Genomic DNA, 17,839 nt, shown 5'->3' with positions numbered 1-17,839 from the left:
TTCGACGTGACCTCGTACGGCGTCTCCGCCTCGACGTCGTCGTTGTCGAGATCGGCGAGCGCCTCGCCCGCGGTCACCGACTTGAGATCTCCTTCCGAGTCCTCGTCGTGCGTCGGCTTCGGGAAGTGGTAGTCGACGTCGATGTCCTCGCGAACACCGACGATGAACGTCCGGGCCCTGTGCTGCGGAACGCCGTAGTCGGCGGCATTGAGCGTGCGAGCGGTGCGCGGCTTCTCGACTACGTAGCCGGCGCCACGGAACGCTTCGACGATTGGCTCCCAGTCCTCCTCGTTCGAAGTGACTCCTGAGACGTTCTCGAAGAGGAATCCGGCCGGCTGCCATTTGTCGAGCAGGTCGACGTAGGCCTCGAACAGCCGACCCTCCTCGCTGTCGGTTCCTTCGGTACCTCCCGCACGACGGGCTGCCGCGGAAAACGGCTGACACGGCGGCCCGCCGATTATGAAGTCGATTTCGTCGCCGAGCGTGGCTGGAATGTTGAACTCATCGGGGCGGTCGTCGAGGACCGCGTCGGCGACTTCGCGGACGTCCTCACAGAGTAGAACCGCTTCTTCGTCGACGTAGGTCCCTCTGTTGGCTTCGAGGGTCTCGACCGCGGTCTCGTCAACGTCAAGATGGAGAGCGATTTCGAACGCTGGGTTCTCGCTAAACCCGATATCAAGGCCTCCAGCACCGGAAAACAGACTCGCAACGGTGATCGGTTCTGAATCAGCCATTATATCCTCCTGATCGGACACTACACGACCATCAGCTCATTACCGCATAAAGACTTTCGTCAGAGTCGGGTCGAAGCTGTCTAGCTGTCGAACTGAAGCAGTTCTCCGAGGCTCTCGACCCACTCCCGAGTAGGCTCGTCGATCGGTGCCCGGTCTCGGCGCTGCTGGCAGAGTGATTCGGCGTAAGCGACAATCCAAGCTTCAGGGGAAAGGTGGTCTTCAGCTTCCTCGAATTGGGCTCGGACGAACGACTCGAAGTCTATCAACTGGAAGTCGACGTCGTGTCTCGACTCGATCCCCTCAATTATTCCATCGTAGTTCGCAGTAACCGGTTCGCTCGTGATCAGCCCGACGGTCTCCGTCTCCGGGTGATTCGAGAGTTTGTCACCGACCTCTTTGATCTCGGTCGCGAGATCTCGAAGCCCGTACTTCGCGTCCCACGCCTCCCTGATTCTGGGCCGTCCTTCGGCATCCTGAGCGACGACCTCCAGATCGCCGATGTTTCCGTGCTTCTTGTTCGCGGAGCGCATCTGTGTGAGCGGCTTGAGCTCGTAGCCGAGGGGTAATCCGCTGTTGTCCTCTTTCACCTGGAACAGCGAATGAAGCGCCACCTCGAAGATCCGCGCCGCGTGGTCGGACCGTGAAACGTGTTCGGAGATGATCCGTGTTACGTCCCGCTGAGTGAGCCCGCGCTCTGTGACCTCTTCTACGAGGGAGAGGACGCTCTCGTATGCTTCTTGCGCCCGCTCGCCGCGGTTGTAGAACGAGAGTAGCAGGTAGTCGAGCAGTTCCTCCGGGTCGGGTCCGTTTTCGGACTCGACGGCGCTGAGAATCTCCGCCCACTCCTCTTGTGCGCCTCGGATATTCGCCTTGTAGAACCGTGAGTACGGGTAGTTCTCCGCAAGGGACCGCGTCATCATGACGCCGTCTCGATTGACACGAAGTAAGTCGTGATCGCGGAGAGTCGGAGCGATGTAATTACTGTCGATGGTTCGCATTGAGAGCCCTTCCTTCCAAGAGAAATGCGCCGAGCTGTTACTCCCCTTGTGGAGTCTCACGCTCTGCTCGGGAGCGATCGACTTGATGGTAAGCTGGCCGCAGAGAAGTCCGGACAGTGCTCGGCCCTTCTCACTCGTAATCGCGTCGACGATGGCGTCGATATTGTCAAGATGCTCCTGTGAGACGTCGACAGACACCTCTGTCTCGGAGTCAGTAACTCGGTTGATCCGGTCCTCTAGGTATCCATCATCGAGTTCAGATTTGATGTAATTGTACCGTTCACGGGCTGCTTCAGTCTGTTTCCCTTCTCTGTAGACCTCGTGTCCGCCATCCTCTCGAATGAACTCGACTCGATCTGCGAAAACAAGCATACGCGGCCCATCCTCTTCGGAGCCATCTGGCATACAGATACACAGTATGGTCTAATATCATAAATCCGATTAACTGTATATATGTATGAACAACTATACGAACAGCGTGAATACCATCAGAATCGGAGTTACTTCTCATCCACCTGCTGCCTCAAAAGATTCTGAAACCCCTCTCCGCCGTAGCACGCGCCGAGAAATGGGTGCTGTTCCGCGACCGATGCTACGCGGCCGCGCTCTCCAGTCGCCCGAGCGTCTGCTTGATGACCCACTCGCCGATCGCCGACCAGACGGTGTCGGCGAACGTCGCTACCTGCGAGGTCATCCGACCGATGTTCGGGTCGATCCAGCCGAGGGCGATCGCGAGCCCGCCAACGACGAGGATCGCGATCCCGTAGGCGGCGCCCGACGAGACCGTGTCACCGATGAGCTTCCCGATTTTGACGACCTTCAGGATGTAGAACGCACCCATCAACAGCATCGCCCCCATGAGCGCCTGTTGACCGGCGCCGAGCGCCGAGAGCGCCTCGAGGAACCAACTCATCAGTTCGACCCCTCGTCGTCACCGCCGTCGGAGCGGAACCGCCCGCCGATGATCACCTGCGGGCGGTCGTCGTCCGGGGAGTTGTTCGCGCGGTACTCACGCACCAGCTGGATGGCGGCGTAGCCGCCGATGAGGACCACGATGAGGAACGCCTGCGAGTTCACCAGCGCGCTCAACAGGTCCGTCTCGCCGAGGCCTTGGAGTGCGACGACGCCGGCGACCGCGACGATAGCGATCCACCGCGCAGTCGTGAACTCGTCGGCCTCTCGGAGGAGGAACAGCGAGCCGACCGCGATGCCGGCGACGGCGATGATCGCCCCCGCTTCCGAGCCGAGCGTGAACAGCCCGGCCTGTGCGGCCGCCACGGCGACCGCGGCGGCGACGGCGCCCGTGAGCAGTCGATTCTCCCCGACGCTCACCAGCGCCCTGCCGACGCCGGAGACGGCCGCCGACACGCCCGAGCCGATCGGCCCGCCGACCCGCGGGATATTCGAGATTAGGCCGTCGACGGCGCCGGCGATGTCGTCGACCGCGTCTCGCGAGCGAGCGGGTCGCGTCCCGGCCACGAACAGCATCCCCACGCTACCGAACAGCACGAGAAGTGTCGGGAGGTTCCCGGTCGTCACGGTCGCGAAGATACCCCCGCCGACCGTGTTCGGCGCGCTCACCGACGGCGCCTCGGTCGCTTCGATCGACACGAGGCCGACGTCGTCTCGGCTCACCTCGATGGCGGCCGGCTTTTTCGCGATCCCGAGCTGGTTACCCGCATCGTCCGTGACCGCGTACCAGGTGCCGTCAGTCCCCGCGACGTACTCGGCGGTCCACGCGTCGCCGACGACGCTCGCCGGCTCGACCACGAACTCGGGGTTCGACGCGTTCGCGCTCTCCGGCACGCGGACGCGCATGCTGTTCCGCTCGGGCGTCACGCGGGCCGGGAGCGTGTTCAGTGTGAGCGCCGAGCCCGAGCTGGCGTTCGGCGCGAAGAAGCGCTGACTGCCGTCGCCGTAGAGTTCGACGTAGTCGCTCTCCGCGGAGTAGCTCTCGTTCCTGGCGTAGTGAACGAGGTTACCCTGCGGCGTCGCGCTGACGCCGAGCGAGCTCGTCGAGCCCCAGGAGTCAAGCCGGATCCGCGAGTTGAGGTCGAACCCGACCGGCGTCGCGCGGACGACAGAGATCTCCGCGTTCCCCGGCTTGAGTCGGGAGCCGACCGACCGCACTTCGACGGTCGTTCCCTTCGGGACCGGGTTTCCGGCGAGGTCCGAGACGGAGACGGTGAGCGTCGTCCCGGAGAGGTTCGACGCGGACTGCGGCACGCTCGACCAGGTGCCGGTCTCGTTCAGTCGGTACTCGAGCGACCGCATCGAGATGACGGTTCGAGCGTGCGGGATCGTCAGCACCGCGTCCGCTCGCTCCGTCGCGTACGTCTTCGAGATGTTGTAGCGCTCGCTGAACGCCTCGCTCTCGTAGGTCACGGTCCGCGGCGACTCGAGGCCGTGTCGGAACTCGATGTCGACCTGCGGCTCGGGACCGGCGCCGGTGTACGACCCGTCGCCGACGTGGACGGTGACGTTGTTCTGTCCGTCTTCGAGCCACGAGACGCTGCCGCCGAGGTCGACGGTCTCGCCGTCGGCGAGCGTCCCGTTGTAGGAGGCGGTGTGGCCGTTCAATTTCACGACGGGATCGCGCGTCTCGGTTTTTTCCTGAATCGAGAACGTGTAGTCTACCGTTCCACTTCCGGTGCCGCTGAAATTCAATTCGCCTGTGTCTCGACTAATATCGAGTGATTTTGATTTCGTCTCACCGTCAGAGAATGACCCGAAGGAGACGGTCTGACCGGTATTCGTCGACGCATCTAACGCGCTGATCGAATTGCTGAACGCAATTTCGATGTCGCCGTATGCTTGTTTCGATGTGTCACCCGCCTGATCATACTGGTACCACACTGTAGAAGCGGAGTCATCAACTTTTAGGTAAGCTATGTCAGTCTCACCGTCACTATCGGTATTTGTCGTATCAAACTCTAATGTGTAGGTTTCGCCTTCAGACACCTCGACGTTGGTATCTGTTGAAAACGTCTGTTCGCCAGTTGTGAGCGTCGGCTCCCAGCCGTCTTTTATCAGCGTTCCTTCATCGTAGTCGGAATCGATGCCCTCCTTCACTAGGTACACGTCCACAACCGCGTTGTAGTCACTGCCTCTGACAAACCCTATATCGACTGTTATGTCCTGAATCTCGCCGGTATATCCGGGTTTGATTTTGACTGCGGAGTCGATGCCGGTATTGTCGCTGTGGTCTCCGATGAAGTGATATTCAGTGTCCGTCGTTCCGTCGCCTGTGTCGACAGCGGGGTTATACTGTCCAGATCCTACATTCCCCGTTACTGATAGTACCGGATCGCCGCCCGATCCGTCCGTCGGCTCGACAGTCCCGTCAACCGAGAAAGATCGCGTGTGATCCACGCCGACACCGGAGCCAGTTTGATTATTCCACGCGGTGTTATTGACGCCCGTCGCATTGATCACGAGGTTGTCGACGGAGTCCCGCGAGTCGAGCTGATACGTGTGCCGCGTCCCATCGACGGCCGGCCGGTCGCGAATCACGAGCTCGCCGCCGAAGGTGACCGTGTTCGTCGAGAAGCCGCGGACGTAGAACGCGGCGGAGTCGCCGCGTACCTGAATGGCCTCGGTGTACGTCCCGTTCTCCTCGTGAGCGATACGTGCGACGCTCGGAACGCCGCCGTGCGTCCGGTTGAACCACTCAGTCGGAACAGCGACCCAGCGGCCGTCGTGCGTCCGGTCGTCCGACAGCTGGAGCGCCGGCTCTCCGTCGACGGTCGTCGTCTCAACGCGCATCGTTTGCGCGCCGGTAGAGGCGTAGACCGTCGGACTCTCGCCGTCTCTGAGGTGCGACGCCGGCAGCGCGTTCAGTCCGTCGAGCGGACCGCGATCGACGCCGTCGACCTCCTCGAGCGCGGTCCCGTCCGGAGTGACGATCGTCCCGTTGTTCGGTTCGACTTCGGGTTCGTCCGACGGTGCGAGCAGCATCGGCGCCGCCGCCGCTGCGAGCACGACGACGCCGATGAGTCCAACGACTTTTAGTTGCTCGTCGTCGAGCATCTCGCCGATATTCATGCCGACCTCCATCGCGCGGGGATAAGGGGGGTAGGCGTACGCGCGAGCGCGTAGTGTCGCCTGCCGGCCGGTTCGCCTCGATTTCGCGGAGTGATTGAATCTAGTTTCATTTGGCGCTCACCCTCCGAACTTCCGGCGAGATGATCCGGAGCTTCCCCGGAACCTTGTATCGACGAGGGAGATCGTCCCAGCCGAACTCGGTGTACTGACCCGACGTCCAGAACAGGCCGCGACCGAGCTTCCAGTCCGAGGTCATTTCCGTGTTCATCGGCGGCCGAACGCCGATGATCTCGTCGCTACCGGTGGGGTTGTCGGTGCCGGAGAGCGTGACTCCCCAGCGCATCTTCTTGCGGATCATCCAGGAGATCTCCCTCGGCTTCTGGGTCAGCAGCACGAACGACAGCCCGTTCCGGCGGAAGTCGACGTACTGCTGACTGACGGCATCGATTTTCGTCGAGAGACCTCCGTTATCGTTCGATGCGTGATGTTTGAACAGGTTGCTCGCCTCGTCGCAGACCCACGTCGTCCGCATCGAGCGCTTCTCGTTGACGTTGTGATGAACAAGCCAACTGAACCACCAGTGGCTCGTCGGCGTCGTCTCCTTCTCGTCGAGCTCTGGGTCGTGTCGGGCCCGGTCGGCTTCCCAGACGCTTGTGTACTCGAGGGCCGGACACTCCGACGCCTCCTGAGTGATCCGCTCGCACCCCCGGAACTTCGGGTCTGGATAGACGACGTGAAAGGCTCCCGACATGAGGACGTTGTTGTTCAGGTCGTCCAGGTCCTCGTAGCGCTCTACCCGCCAGACGATGTCCTCGAGGTCGACTTCGATCGGCTCGAAGTCGGACTCGACGGAGCCAGACCCGTCTTCTGGCGGCGCGAGCCGGACCGTGTACTCGACGCCCTCCGGCAGGCAGACGATAGCCCACGGCGCGAACGGGAGCCACTCGGTCCGCTGCGGCGTCCCGCGCCACACGACCGCCTCGCCGTTGACTTCCATCCACCGCGCGATGAACGTCGAGACGCTCGTGGTCTTCCCGCGCCCCATCGGCCCGTGGATCAACGCGTCCGAGCCGCCGGTCGTCTCGAGGTCGCTGTCGTCGACGGACGTGTCCGGGTCGACCAGGTACTCGAACACCCCTTTGCGGGCGTCGCAGAGGCCGCTGAAGTCCTCGAAGTCGAGCCGAAAACCGTCCATATCCGACGTGTGGATAATCGCGTCGAGCATGGCTCGCGGATGTCGGATCGCGCTGTGTGGCGGCGTCCCTTCGACGGGGTCCGCCGTCCGCTCCAACCGGTCGAGGAGCTTCGGGAACGGCGTCATCTCCATGTGCCGAACGAGGTTCTCACCGATGCTATGCCGCCGTCTGTCGTTTTTGACCTCTCGCGTCTTCTCGATGTTCGACGCCTCGAGGCCAGATAGCCACTCGTACAGGTACTCCGGGTCCTGGACGACGTCGAGCATCGAGTCGGTGGAGGTCACCGGGATGCCATCCGGAATGTTGGTTGAGTTACTCACGATAGGTTCCCTCCTGAGGAGGATTCGACTGTCCCGCTCGCCAGCTCCTCGGCGTTCGAGGAGGCCGTGCGGAGCGCACTGTTCCACGCGGGGAGGACGTCCTGTGCGAGCATCGAGTCGAGGACCGCGGTCTGCTCGTTCGCGAGGGCGGTCCACCACTGGCTCATCGGGTTACAGACCCGCGACGTGAAGTCGCGCGGGAGGTGTCCCGAGGCCGCGTACGCGACCTCGTCCGCCCACTCGACCGCGTCCGCCTGCGATTGTACTCCGCTCTCGCCGAACGGCTCTCGCAGCGCCTGGTGCTGGTCGACGACGCGCTGGTGGAGCCGCGGCCGCATCGCGATGAACCGCTGGCGGTCCACGTGTCGCACGCCGTCCTGTTCGTCGGTGAAGTCGTTCGACTGCGCGCGGATGACGTCGACCGCCTTCTGAAACGCCGGCGAGAGCACGTCCTGAATGATGCGCGTCCGCTCAGTCCGCGCCTCGGACGGCGACGGCGCCGTGTCGCCACACAGCCGCTCCCGCTTTGCGTGCGAGTCGAGACACGCCGCGACGGTCCACTGGTCGTTGATGAGGTCGGAGAACCAGCTGTCGGGGACGCGCCCGACCGAGATCGCGGCCGCGACGTGCGACCACACGAGCATCTCGTGTCGAGTGCGGAACCCCGCTCGGAGTCGCGACCGCATGTCGCGTTGCTGGGCTCGGAGCGTCGGGAGCGCGGGGACGTGTGCCTTCTCCGCGCTCCGCGCGTCGTCTTCTCGAGCCATCGAGATGATCGACCCGAGCGGGTCCGGGGAACTCGCGGAGCTAATCGTCCGCCACCCCCGATTCGACATCGTTGTCGAAGTCCCACGGCGCCGCCGAGTCACCGTCGCCGTCGTCCGAGTCCGACCCCGACGACGCGTCGCCGTCGTCGGCCATGTCGGTGCCGAACATGTCGTCCATCTTCTCGGCCATCTCCTTGCGCAGCGTCTGAACCGTGGACTGAGCGCGGTCGAGCGCCTGCCAGTCCATGTCTTGAATCTGCTTGTGGAGGTCCTCGAACGTCCGCCTGGCGACGTACTCCTGCCGCTCGGTCGCGACGGTCGCGCGAACGTCCGAGTAGTGGTACGGCGCCGGCTCGACGGCCATGTGACCGTCGACGGCCACGGTCCCGGCGATGAGTAGCGGGACGGCCGCGATCGCGACGCCGACCAGCTGCGCGCCGAAGATCGCCATGCCGCCCAAGTACCCCATCACGCCCCCGCCGACGGCGACGGCGAGGAACGACCAGTTGAGCCGCTTCGAGAGGTTCGACAGGCTCGCTTCAATCGCGCCGGGGAGCGCGCCGATGCCGTCACCCTCCGGCGGCTCCGTCAGCTCCGACTCGTCGACGTCCACGGTCAGCGACGGCGCGAACGAGAGGGTCGCCGGCGAGTGCGTAAGTACCTCGTCGCTGGTCGGGTCCACCTCGTACATCCGGTCGAGGTCGGAGTCGGCGTCGCCCTCGTCGACGGTCGTGAGGTCGCTTCGAGGCACGGCTGCCGGGTCGGCCCAGTACCGGGCGATCATCGGCAGGATGCCCTTCGCGGGCGCATATAACGTCCCGCCGCGACTGACCACGGTCTTGATTCGGTTCGGGACGAGCCGGCTCGAGGCCGCCTCGTCGCCGGTCGGCGTGATCGCGTCGTCGTCGAGGCGCCGCTTGAAGAACCCCGCTTTCTCGGCGTCAGCGTCACGGAGCCCCAGCATCAGGATGAGCCCGATGAGACCGACGACGAGCCCGACGACGAACGGCGCGTTCGACAGCACCGCGGCAGTCGCGAACGTCGCGAACCCGGCGGTCCCGATGAATATCACCCCGGAGAGGATGACCCAGAACCCGAGGCTCTTCTGTGCGCCGATGACGATCCGGTTGAACACGTGGTCCGCGACCTGCCGACTGACAAACAGCGAGATCAACGCGGGCAGGAGGATAATGACACCGGCCCATCGGAACAGGTCGCCCTCCGAATCGACGCTGAACGCCGGCGACTGCGCGAGCGGGTTGCTCTGGTGCTCGAACCGCCAGCGCGCTCCCTCGACGAGCTCGCCGTCGCGCTCGAGCCACATCGTGACCTGTTTGGTCTCGTCAAAGTGCGGGTGAAGCGCGATCTGCGACGCGTCGCGGCCTTTCTGGACGTTGATGTTAACGCGCTGTATCTCCTGATTCGCCGCGTACGTCCGCTGTCGGCCGCTCGGTCCGGTCGTCGTCGCCTCGTTCCAATAGACGAGGACGACCTCGTACTCGCCCACAGCGTCGACGTACGCGCTCGTCTCGAACGTGAGCGTGTTCGTGCCCACCCGCGTCGACGGCGTCAGCGGCTTCGGCTGCGAGTTGATGAGCGACAGCGTCTGATACTTGACGAACGCGCCGCCGGTCCCGAGACTTCGCTCGGATTTGATCGTCACCGCCTCGGCGGTGCTCGGTGGGCGCGTCCCGCTGCGCCGCAGCTCCTCGATGTCGAACGGCCCGGGTGCTTCCCACGTCGCGTTCGCACCGGCTTGCGCGGGTCTTGGAGCCTCCACGGCCGCCGTGGCGTCCGTCTGAGTACCCACGGCGGCAGCGGCCGGCACGAGCGCACTCGCGACGAGAAACGCGGCGGCCATGACGACCCAGCCGCGCCTCATCGCTCCCCCTCGTCGTACTCCTGGTCACCTCCGTCCGCGACCACCGACTTCGGCTGCCGGTCGCGATTCGCCTGGCGTTCGAGCTCCTCGAGGCCAACCGGCCGGAACCGCTCGTCGACGCGATCGTCGATCGGCGGCGCCGCTTCGAGTTCGTCGAGGCGCTCCCCACAGGTCGAGCAGTAGCGCTGCGACATCACGTCCACCCGCGAGTTACAATTGGGACATGCGTCGGCCGGAAGGGCCTCGTCTCGCAGGTAGAACAGCGACACTCCGGTGAGAATACCGCCGAGGACGACGCTGCTGGCGTCGGCGAAGAAGCCAAGCGCGGTCACTCCTGCGGCCCCAGCGTAGAGCGCGAGAGCCGCGCCTCGCGGCGCGTCGAGGAACCACTGCCGAATCGTCCGACGAGTGGAGAGTTTCATTCGCTCACCTCGCTGCTGTTCTCAGTGCTGCCGCCGTCCGCGACAGTCACCGGACTCGACGTTCTAGTCGCCGGCTCAGCGGGCGAGTCCATCTTCCACGCGATCAGAAACGCGTGGTAAAAGGCGACCAGACTCGCGGCGACCAGGAGAAGCGCCGCTCCCTTCCCCATCGCGGTCGCCTGATACGCTGCCGACAGCGATTGTCCGGCGGCGAAAACACCCATCAGTCCGAGGCCGACCTGCGACAGCCAGTTCTTCACGAGTCCGGACGGTAGCAGGGCCGACGGACTACTGAGGCGCGGAATCGACATTAGTCGTCATCCTCCTCGGTGGCGAGCGTCGAGGCGCCCGCCCAGGCGAGAACCGCGACGACGCCGATCGCCGCCAGCTCCCCGCCAGTCAGTTGGAACCCCAGCGCGTCGAGCGCGACCACGCCGGTCGCACCGCCGATAAACCCGGACAGCGCTGTCGCCCCGATCTCCCAGACCGCCGGCCCGAACCACAGCCCGCCGACGAGCCCGCCGGCGCCGAGGACTCGGTCGGTCGTCGCTGCCCCGCGGAGCTTCCGGCCCGCCTTCTTCGGGTACATGAAGACGTACGCGAAGAGGTCGGTGTACTCCCCGAGAACGTACGCGAAGCCCGCGATAACTATCCAGCCGAGAATCGCCTCGATACTCATCGCAGGCATCTACGCTCCCTCCGTTCGCCGCACTGTTCGATCGTCGATCGTCGTTCCGTGAGTGTGTTTCATGAATCGTTGAGTGAATCTTCGAGGTCGTCTCCAGCGTCCAGGACAAGCTTCGCGAGCAGGATGACGCCCGTCAAAAGGAGCGCCTGCGTCGCCCACTTCTCCGGGATCGCGAGCTTTTCGCTGACCGTGACACCGATAGATGAGATGAGGAACAACTGGTTGACGTTCCCCCACAGCCACAACGCGAGTCCGTCGACGAACGGGACGTTGAACACCGCCGCGACGGTCGCGAACAGGCCGCTTACTATCGCTGCCGGGCTTTTGAGTTGTGACATGGTTACGTTCCGAGCACCCCCGCGAGCCCCGGCACCGCGTCCGCGATGACGAGGATTATCCTCCGTGCGACCACGACGATGACGTAGACCACAACGACGAGCTCGCCGGCGACGATGATCGGCGCCAACAGCCCGCCGGCCGTCGCGAACGCCAGGCCCGCCTCGACGAGTCGATTGATGAGACCGAGGATCCCGGTCCCACCAGCGGCCGACCCCCCGATTATCGAGCCGACGTTGACGAGTTGCGTCCCGATGTACAGCGGGATATCGGCGAGACCGTACGTCCCTATCAGGCCGGGTGCCGAGCCCTGAAAGACGAACGTGAGCGTCTCGAGGAGTGTGAGAACGATGTTCTCGAGGCCCCGAATCAGCGGTGCGAGAATCGCTCCGAGGATGAACCCCTGCGGCGACTTCGACAATCGCTGAAGCGTCTCGGGAAGCGTGTAGCCGTCATCGCTCCCTCCAGACGAGGTCGATGCTTGCGACACGGTCACCCACCTCCTGTCGCTCTCGAGGCGATCTTCTGTCCGCCGACCGAGAGGACGTAGACGCTCCCGAGCACGATGCCGACGTTGACCGGGAGCGCGAGGATCCCGAACTGAGCGGAACTGTACTGAAACGCGGACGCGTAGGCGCCACCGACGGCGCCGATCGTCACGTCGAGCAGTCCACGTGCGTACTCGAACCCGATGCCGGTGCTGTTCGTCGGCTGATAGCTCCCTGCGATGAACGCCGCGAGTCCGCCGAATATCCGGTCGATAGCGTCCGTGATGGCGTCAACGATGTTCGTTACCCCCACCACCACGGTCGCGAGAATCGACGTCCCGATCGTCTGGCCGAGTCGGCCCCAATTCACCGGGTTCGCGACGTTCACGATTGGAATCCCGCCTGACGTGTCGCCGTTGATGAACGCCAGGAGGCCGTCGCCGGAGCTACTCACCGGCGCTCACCTCCTACAGTAAGAACGGGATGGCCGCTGGCAGCGGTTTGCTGGCTACTCGGCTTCAGCGTGGCGTCTGCCGTGACATGCTGCGCACAACGTGACCAGATTCCCCGACGCGTTCGCCGCGCTCGGGTCATCGAAACTCTGGTACGGCTCGATGTGGTGGACTTCGAGGCCGCGGTCGTACTCCGCGCGGTGCTCGTCGTCGGACATCCCGCAATTTTGGCAGCAGTATCCGTCGCGTTCGATCTGGTCTCTGCGTGCCTTGTCCCAACCACCCTGGTACGACGCCGGATTCTTTCCGAAGAACTCGCCGCGGATGGCGTGTATCTTCGATAGGTGGATTTTGAGCCCGCGGCCATCGGCCGCAGTGTAGTCGCATTCGGGACATTCGGGACCGTTGGCGGTGTCTTCCCACGGTGGCAGGTCGTCGTGTGACCGCCCCCAGTGGACGCGTAGCCCGTGTTTTGTGTCGAACCGTTTACCACACTTTGGGCACTCGTCGCCTGTGCCGCCGGCTCCCCCTGCTGGGAGATCAGTCTCGCCGTCGGAGTATGCGGACTCGCGGCAGGAGACTGAACAGAACCGGGCCGATCCGAGTCGCGACGGTGGTACCTCGAACTCCGCAGAGCACTGTTCGCAGGTGACCATCCGCTCATCAGATCGCCACGGGTAATCCGTGCTTCCGTGGGACCGTCGGTAGTGGACCTTAAGAGCGCGTTCGGAGTCGTATCCCGAGCTACAGTCGGGGCACTCAGTCGTCGCCATCGTCGCAGGCGGTCTCGCGGAGTTCTTGGAGCAGTTCTGAGTTCGTCTCGTGTAGCTTGCTCATCGTGCTGTGCGCCTCCTTGTGGCACCGGAGACAGAGCGTGATGAGGTTCGCCAACGCATCGGGGCCACCGGCTGCCCTCGGGATGAGGTGGTGGACTTCGGCGCTCCTTTGGCTCGATCGGTTTTCGGACTCGACCGCGCAGCCGCACCGTTGACAGGTGTGGTCGTCGCGGTCCAAGACACGTTCTCGTATCTTTGAGACGCCACCTTTCCAGTTCGGATGATCCTCCCCGCTGGCGAACTCGTCGTTTGCGCTCCTCTTTTTCATCTGGCAGGACGTGGAGCAGTATTTTGACCCAGACGCCTGTGTTGGGCGTCTCTGGTACTCCTCGCCGCACCAGTCGCAGGTCAGCGTCACTACACCATCTATTTTTGCTGCGTTCCAGGGGTATTCGCCGCGCTCCCCGTGGATCTGTGAGTGGTGTTGTTTGAGCCCCGAGTGCGTCTCGAACCTGCGGGAGCAGGCAGGACACTCGAACTGGCCAGTATCGGTTTTTACACCCATACTTCAGGTTTTGCGCGGGTCTGCCCTCTGCTCGTAGACCCCCGTATCCAGCAAGTTCTGGATGTGGTCGTGTTCCGAGAGGCGCTTCATCCGCCGGTTGACGTACTGGCGTGACACATCGGTCCCTTGCTTTTCTAAGAGCTTCTTCACCAGCGTTGGTGTCGCCCGGCCGTCGGCCAGCACGTCCAATATCTGGTGATCCAACTCGTTCAAATCCTCCTCGGTGAGCGTCATTGCCGTGGTGTTGCTGTCCACCATTTACAACAGTACCGTCTTTCGCCAACCACTTAGTTTCTTTTGTCACCTGCTGATAGGTGTTGCTAATAGCAACTACTAAGTGATTGGGGGATAGACTGTTGGGTAAGCACGGGTGCCTCACAGAAAGTGAGGCCGGTGTTAGAGCACCGACCCCGTGCTGGCTGAACCAGCATGTCCACGAAGACGACCGCCCGACTTGAAGACTCGGGCACCGACTGTCGTACCGACTCACTCCGCGCGGAGATCGCGACTGCTGCGCCGTTCGCAACTGACCACACGGAGCCCGGCCGATGAACGGCGACGCATTCACCGTCGAGTACACGCCAGCCAAGGGCCTGCGGAAGCGCGTGCGGTACGAACCGCGAGCTGACGGCGACGGCTGGTGGCGGATCGAAGAGGAACACACTGGCTGCCGCTGGCGAACACTTGGCCGCGAGCCGGTTCGTGGCGTGGTCTGTAAGTCCGACACCGAGGTGGCGACGGCATGAACCGCCGCGAACTCGTCGCGTCGATCGTCGCCGGCAGTACGATCCCGCTGACCGCTCGCGGTGCTGCCGGCGATGACCTGACGCCGATCACCGAGATGCCCGACTACTGTGCGGTCGCCGAGACGCGCGAAGAGGCAGTTCAGGTCTGGGCCAGCGAACACGTCCAGAACGCGCGGGTCGAACTGATCGGCAATGGGGACACGGACGTTGCTGAAGTGAAGGCCGAACTCGAAACCGCGCTCGAACTGCTCGAACGCGAGTTGCCCGACGCGTAGCCTATCCAGCCACGCTGAGGTACTGATTGGAGTTCGGTATCTCGTGTGGGCCATTTTTATTCGTCAGCAGTCTCCTCTTCATCAGTGCCAACAACCGGGACATCTATTGGTAACCCTGCTATCACGTTGCCAGTCTCTTCCTCGTTCAGGTACCGTGCCAGTAGGTACAGACTCACCAGCGCGAGCGCGACTGTGAGCGGCAGCGCGAGGATGCCGGCGAGCGTCTGGCCGAACACCGCCGCTATCGAGTTCTCACTGATGCGCGCGCCGGCCTCGATCAACGCTGCCGGCGCGGTCAGAAGCCCATCGAACAGCGCGGCGATCGACTGACCAGCGCCCTCGAACGGCGCCGTCGCGAACTGGGTGATCGCGTTGATGATGTCGATGACCGCGATGAACGGCGACGAGATGAGCCCGAGAAGCGACGCTGTGAGGACTCTCGCCGCCGTCCCTCCATTGGAGAGGTACGTCGCGATGCCGTTGAGCGTGTCCACGCCGCCGCCGCTTCCGAGGTCTAGCGTCGCCATGCTATCCCTCGAGCCGATTCTTGACCGGGTCGAGGAAGCCGAGGACGTAGGCGCCCCCACCGATGACGAGCGCGATTAGACCGTTTCGCACGGTGAGCAGGCCGCCACCAACGCCGGCGAAGACGCCACCGCCACCGCTCGTCTGGTTGACCGTGGTCCCGATCTCGATGCTCTCCGCGGACTCGCTGTCGGAGTCGCTCGCGTCCTCGGTAACGACGACGCGGTAGGAGCTGTATTCGGTCGCGTTGACCGCGAACTCCTGGCGAACGGTGTCGTTCGCCGTTGCGGAAATGGTCCCAGAGTCGACCTGGGTCGAGAGGCCGTCCGAGATGCCGTAGACGGAGTAGTTGAGCGCGTCACCCGAGGAGTTGGTGACCTCGAGGTAGACGCTCTCGGTGTCGCCGTCTACCGTGACGGACTTGTCCGCGAGCTCCGTGCCCGACTGTGCCATCGCCGGGACTGCCATCGACGTGAGGACTGCGAACGCCAGCAGCGCCGCGAGTCCCGTCTTCTTGATGTTCATGCGCTCCCTCCGTGGCCGCCGCTACTGCGAATCTGTGTCATTGGATTTCGAAAATGTCCGTTTCCGGCGGACACGCCGTATTTCTCAGCCAGTTCTGTGTTGAGCGGGTACCGCTTGCGGAAGTTCTGAAGGTATGAGATGAAGCGATCGCTGACGACGAGCCCGGTCGGCCCGTCGCTCACGAGTCAGCCCTCTCGAAAACAGCACTCCAGTCACTCCAACGCCGCTCTTCACCGTCGTCATCGCCGTCGGCGACGCCACTCACGCGCAGGCGTCACCTCCGGTCGGGATTACACCGGTCATGGTGCGTCCCGAAATCCGAGTGTCGCGGTTCTATAACCCGGAGAATGTGGGGGAATAAACGCATTACGCGCATTAAGTGCGAGGATTAAAGACGCTTCAGCGTCACTCTCAGGTGATGTCTGGCGAGATCCGTAAGTTGCGAGACCTCGGCGGGAGCGGTGGTGTCACCATCCCGAAAGAGAAGCTCCGCGAGTGGGGTCTCATTGATGACGACGAGTTGGCCGACGCGCACTTCCGCGTCGATGAAACAGACGAGTCGGTGACGTTCGAGCTGGTCCAGTAGTTCGGCTCGACGTCTATTTTCGAGACTCACCCGAGTAGCGGCGTGTACGCGAATCCCTTATTCGGCTACGGATCACGGTCTAGAACTCCAAGCCGCTCGCATCAAGGCGTGGTTTCACACGATCGTCTGTAGGTTCGGCTCGTGAAGGCTATATCTCAGCCATCTGCTCACGCTCTACGTACCACTCGCGACGGTCGAGAACATTCTGTACCGTGGCCACCGGGACATCGACCTCGTCCGCGATCTCCCGGCGGCTCTTCCCGACGTTGTCAAGCTGGAAGATCTCTGTCACCGTGTCAAACTCCTCACCGGGTACCTGGTAGTGGCCGTCCGCGTCGTAAGTCATCCCAAACCGCGGTCGGCCGTGGTCGTACCCCTGCTCTTTGCGCCGCTCGATCGCGCGGCGGGACTTCTCGATCTCCTCCTCTTTGGTGTCGCGTTCGATTCTTCTTTTGAGATCGAAGGTGAGATCGTCTTCGTTGACCTCGCCGACGTAGACGATCTCGGCGTCACCCTGCCCGGCGGCGTACTGGATCACGCGCAGGTACTCGTCACGGCAAACTCGGCGATCATCGAGTGCGACCAAGTAGTCGAATCGACCAGACCGTAGCTCGTCGACGCGCTCGGTGACACGCTCGCTCTGGTCGAGTAGCCCTGCCTCGTCGTCGCGTGTCATCGTCGAGAAACCAGTGTGGACTCCGAGGTCAAGCCTCTCCACCTCGTCGGCCAGCTCGGCGGCGAGACTAGGAACGACCTCCCGCTGTTCTTCGAGGCCGACGTCGTCATCATCTCCCTTCGACTTTCGGATCCACGCGAGTGCTCTACTCATCGACCACGGTCACCTCTAACGAACTCCCAGATTTGACCTTCCACTCAAGCCGTTTCCCATCGAGCTCCATCGCCTCCGCGAGTCCCTTCGGCACCGTCACTTTGTACTGCCCGTTCGCCCCCTGACTGACTCTCGTTTTCGTCATCTCTGTATAGGCCTGTGTATAGGCCTAAACTTAGTTCTAATGTAGGTGTTCAGATAACCCCGGTTTTCTGTACACCAACAGGCTAATTCTATGCCGGTGAGAGTGATATATCAACAGATGCTTCCGGATCTTACCTTCGTTGAGTGGGCTATTGTCGGTAGCATGGTCGTCTCCTCGGTTACATTGCTGATTGTCGGGGCTGATTTCTACCAGAGCCACCTCAAAACGAAACAATCTGATGTTTCAGTTCGGGCATCAAACTCCAGAGACTCTTACAGCAACACCCGTTCAAAAAGTCGATTTTCCAGTGTAGTCACCCTTGCTAATGAAGGGGATAGATCCGCTGTAATCAGGGCTAAGCAGGCCGATATAGAATTTAACCCATCGGGTCAAACGTACTCGTGGGAAGAACTACAGGCAATTGAAGCACCGAACGGCCCGTATGTTTCTATTCAAAATGTTGAGGATAACTCACTTCCTCCCCATTCTGCTGTGTTGAATAGATGCTGAGTCACGGTTACAGCGGCTCACACAGTGGTT

The 17,839-nt window shown here is 62.8% G+C and carries 25 protein-coding genes; 5 read left to right on the top strand and 20 right to left on the bottom strand.

Annotated features, from left to right (window positions below; translation table 11 throughout):
- The 4 genes from EXE42_RS14570 to EXE42_RS14555 all read right to left on the bottom strand — a co-directional run.
- On the bottom strand, positions 1 to 755 hold a 755-nt coding region (locus EXE42_RS14570), incomplete at its 3' end, for a DNA cytosine methyltransferase (protein ID WP_241988393.1).
- A 59-nt stretch (positions 756 to 814) separates the two neighbouring features.
- Positions 815 to 2,137: a DNA methyltransferase gene (locus EXE42_RS14565; RefSeq protein WP_137706805.1), complete on the bottom strand. Its 1,323-nt coding sequence runs from the start codon at positions 2,135 to 2,137 to the stop codon at positions 815 to 817.
- A gap of 187 nt (positions 2,138 to 2,324) precedes the next feature.
- Positions 2,325 to 2,645: a hypothetical protein gene (locus EXE42_RS14560; protein WP_137706804.1), complete on the bottom strand. Its 321-nt coding sequence runs from the start codon at positions 2,643 to 2,645 to the stop codon at positions 2,325 to 2,327.
- Positions 2,645 to 4,318 (bottom strand): hypothetical protein, encoded by a 1,674-nt coding sequence (locus tag EXE42_RS14555; protein ID WP_137706803.1) that lies wholly within the window; start codon positions 4,316 to 4,318, stop codon positions 2,645 to 2,647. The genes EXE42_RS14560 and EXE42_RS14555 overlap by 1 nt, the downstream gene beginning before the upstream one ends.
- 777 nt (positions 4,319 to 5,095) lie before the next feature.
- On the opposite strand from EXE42_RS14555, the gene EXE42_RS14550 reads away from it, so the two are divergent.
- Positions 5,096 to 5,743: a hypothetical protein gene (locus EXE42_RS14550; RefSeq protein WP_137706802.1), complete on the top strand. Its 648-nt coding sequence runs from the start codon at positions 5,096 to 5,098 to the stop codon at positions 5,741 to 5,743.
- A 139-nt stretch (positions 5,744 to 5,882) separates the two neighbouring features.
- On the opposite strand, the gene EXE42_RS14545 is transcribed toward EXE42_RS14550, so the two are convergent.
- The 12 genes from EXE42_RS14545 to EXE42_RS14490 all read right to left on the bottom strand — a co-directional run bounded on the left by EXE42_RS14545 (position 5,883) and on the right by EXE42_RS14490 (position 13,902).
- Positions 5,883 to 7,292 (bottom strand): hypothetical protein, encoded by a 1,410-nt coding sequence (locus EXE42_RS14545; protein WP_092920452.1) that lies wholly within the window; start codon positions 7,290 to 7,292, stop codon positions 5,883 to 5,885.
- On the bottom strand, positions 7,289 to 8,059 hold the full coding sequence (locus EXE42_RS14540; protein ID WP_241988392.1) for a hypothetical protein: 771 nt from the start codon (positions 8,057 to 8,059) through the stop codon (positions 7,289 to 7,291). The genes EXE42_RS14545 and EXE42_RS14540 overlap by 4 nt, the downstream gene beginning before the upstream one ends.
- A gap of 40 nt (positions 8,060 to 8,099) precedes the next feature.
- Complete coding sequence (locus tag EXE42_RS14535) at positions 8,100 to 9,941, bottom strand: hypothetical protein (RefSeq protein ID WP_137706800.1); 1,842 nt, start codon at positions 9,939 to 9,941, stop codon at positions 8,100 to 8,102.
- On the bottom strand, positions 9,938 to 10,363 hold the full coding sequence (locus EXE42_RS14530) for a zinc ribbon domain-containing protein (RefSeq protein WP_137706799.1): 426 nt from the start codon (positions 10,361 to 10,363) through the stop codon (positions 9,938 to 9,940). Before EXE42_RS14530 ends, EXE42_RS14535 begins: the two co-directional genes overlap by 4 nt.
- The gene (locus tag EXE42_RS14525) at positions 10,360 to 10,674 is read right to left on the bottom strand and encodes a hypothetical protein (protein WP_137706798.1); all 315 of its coding nucleotides are present in this window, start codon (positions 10,672 to 10,674) and stop codon (positions 10,360 to 10,362) included. The genes EXE42_RS14530 and EXE42_RS14525 overlap by 4 nt, the downstream gene beginning before the upstream one ends.
- Positions 10,674 to 11,051: a hypothetical protein gene (locus EXE42_RS14520; RefSeq protein WP_241988391.1), complete on the bottom strand. Its 378-nt coding sequence runs from the start codon at positions 11,049 to 11,051 to the stop codon at positions 10,674 to 10,676. Before EXE42_RS14520 ends, EXE42_RS14525 begins: the two co-directional genes overlap by 1 nt.
- Before the next feature lie 59 nt (positions 11,052 to 11,110).
- Positions 11,111 to 11,389, bottom strand: a complete 279-nt coding sequence (locus tag EXE42_RS14515) for a hypothetical protein (RefSeq protein WP_137706797.1) — start codon at positions 11,387 to 11,389, stop codon at positions 11,111 to 11,113.
- Between the two features lie 2 nt (positions 11,390 to 11,391).
- The gene (locus EXE42_RS14510; protein WP_241988390.1) at positions 11,392 to 11,808 is read right to left on the bottom strand and encodes a hypothetical protein; all 417 of its coding nucleotides are present in this window, start codon (positions 11,806 to 11,808) and stop codon (positions 11,392 to 11,394) included.
- A gap of 71 nt (positions 11,809 to 11,879) precedes the next feature.
- Positions 11,880 to 12,329: a hypothetical protein gene (locus EXE42_RS14505; protein WP_137706795.1), complete on the bottom strand. Its 450-nt coding sequence runs from the start codon at positions 12,327 to 12,329 to the stop codon at positions 11,880 to 11,882.
- 54 nt (positions 12,330 to 12,383) lie between these two features.
- Entirely contained in the window at positions 12,384 to 13,100 is a 717-nt protein-coding gene (locus EXE42_RS14500) for an HNH endonuclease (protein WP_137706794.1), read from the bottom strand.
- The gene (locus tag EXE42_RS14495) at positions 13,087 to 13,521 is read right to left on the bottom strand and encodes an HNH endonuclease (protein ID WP_199241245.1); all 435 of its coding nucleotides are present in this window, start codon (positions 13,519 to 13,521) and stop codon (positions 13,087 to 13,089) included. Before EXE42_RS14495 ends, EXE42_RS14500 begins: the two co-directional genes overlap by 14 nt.
- A 150-nt stretch (positions 13,522 to 13,671) precedes the next feature.
- Complete coding sequence (locus EXE42_RS14490) at positions 13,672 to 13,902, bottom strand: hypothetical protein (protein WP_137695075.1); 231 nt, start codon at positions 13,900 to 13,902, stop codon at positions 13,672 to 13,674.
- 314 nt (positions 13,903 to 14,216) lie between these two features.
- On the opposite strand from EXE42_RS14490, the gene EXE42_RS14485 reads away from it, so the two are divergent.
- Positions 14,217 to 14,414 (top strand): hypothetical protein, encoded by a 198-nt coding sequence (locus tag EXE42_RS14485; protein ID WP_137706792.1) that lies wholly within the window; start codon positions 14,217 to 14,219, stop codon positions 14,412 to 14,414.
- A complete protein-coding gene (locus tag EXE42_RS14480; protein WP_137695068.1) occupies positions 14,411 to 14,689 on the top strand; it encodes a hypothetical protein in 279 nt (92 codons plus the stop codon). Before EXE42_RS14485 ends, EXE42_RS14480 begins: the two co-directional genes overlap by 4 nt.
- Positions 14,690 to 14,745: 56 nt before the next feature.
- On the opposite strand, the gene EXE42_RS14475 is transcribed toward EXE42_RS14480, so the two are convergent.
- Positions 14,746 to 15,216, bottom strand: a complete 471-nt coding sequence (locus EXE42_RS14475; protein ID WP_137706791.1) for a hypothetical protein — start codon at positions 15,214 to 15,216, stop codon at positions 14,746 to 14,748.
- A 1-nt stretch (position 15,217) separates the two neighbouring features.
- On the bottom strand, positions 15,218 to 15,739 hold the full coding sequence (locus tag EXE42_RS14470) for a hypothetical protein (protein WP_199240759.1): 522 nt from the start codon (positions 15,737 to 15,739) through the stop codon (positions 15,218 to 15,220).
- A 418-nt stretch (positions 15,740 to 16,157) separates the two neighbouring features.
- Between EXE42_RS14470 and EXE42_RS18615 the strand changes: the two genes are divergently transcribed.
- The gene (locus EXE42_RS18615) at positions 16,158 to 16,325 is read left to right on the top strand and encodes a hypothetical protein (protein ID WP_158293475.1); all 168 of its coding nucleotides are present in this window, start codon (positions 16,158 to 16,160) and stop codon (positions 16,323 to 16,325) included.
- Between the two features lie 148 nt (positions 16,326 to 16,473).
- Here EXE42_RS18615 and EXE42_RS14465 read toward each other — a convergent pair whose 3' ends face one another.
- Positions 16,474 to 17,154: a resolvase gene (locus EXE42_RS14465; RefSeq protein ID WP_137706790.1), complete on the bottom strand. Its 681-nt coding sequence runs from the start codon at positions 17,152 to 17,154 to the stop codon at positions 16,474 to 16,476.
- The gene (locus tag EXE42_RS19405; protein WP_199240758.1) at positions 17,147 to 17,299 is read right to left on the bottom strand and encodes a hypothetical protein; all 153 of its coding nucleotides are present in this window, start codon (positions 17,297 to 17,299) and stop codon (positions 17,147 to 17,149) included. The genes EXE42_RS14465 and EXE42_RS19405 overlap by 8 nt, the downstream gene beginning before the upstream one ends.
- 117 nt (positions 17,300 to 17,416) lie before the next feature.
- On the opposite strand from EXE42_RS19405, the gene EXE42_RS14460 reads away from it, so the two are divergent.
- The gene (locus EXE42_RS14460) at positions 17,417 to 17,809 is read left to right on the top strand and encodes a hypothetical protein (protein WP_137706789.1); all 393 of its coding nucleotides are present in this window, start codon (positions 17,417 to 17,419) and stop codon (positions 17,807 to 17,809) included.
- The last annotated feature ends 30 nt before the right edge of the window (positions 17,810 to 17,839 follow it).

It is taken from the genome of Halorubrum sp. SP3 (genome assembly GCF_005435195.1).
Lineage (GTDB): Archaea > Halobacteriota > Halobacteria > Halobacteriales > Haloferacaceae > Halorubrum > Halorubrum sodomense.
This window is presented reverse-complemented; position numbering and strand designations above follow the sequence as displayed.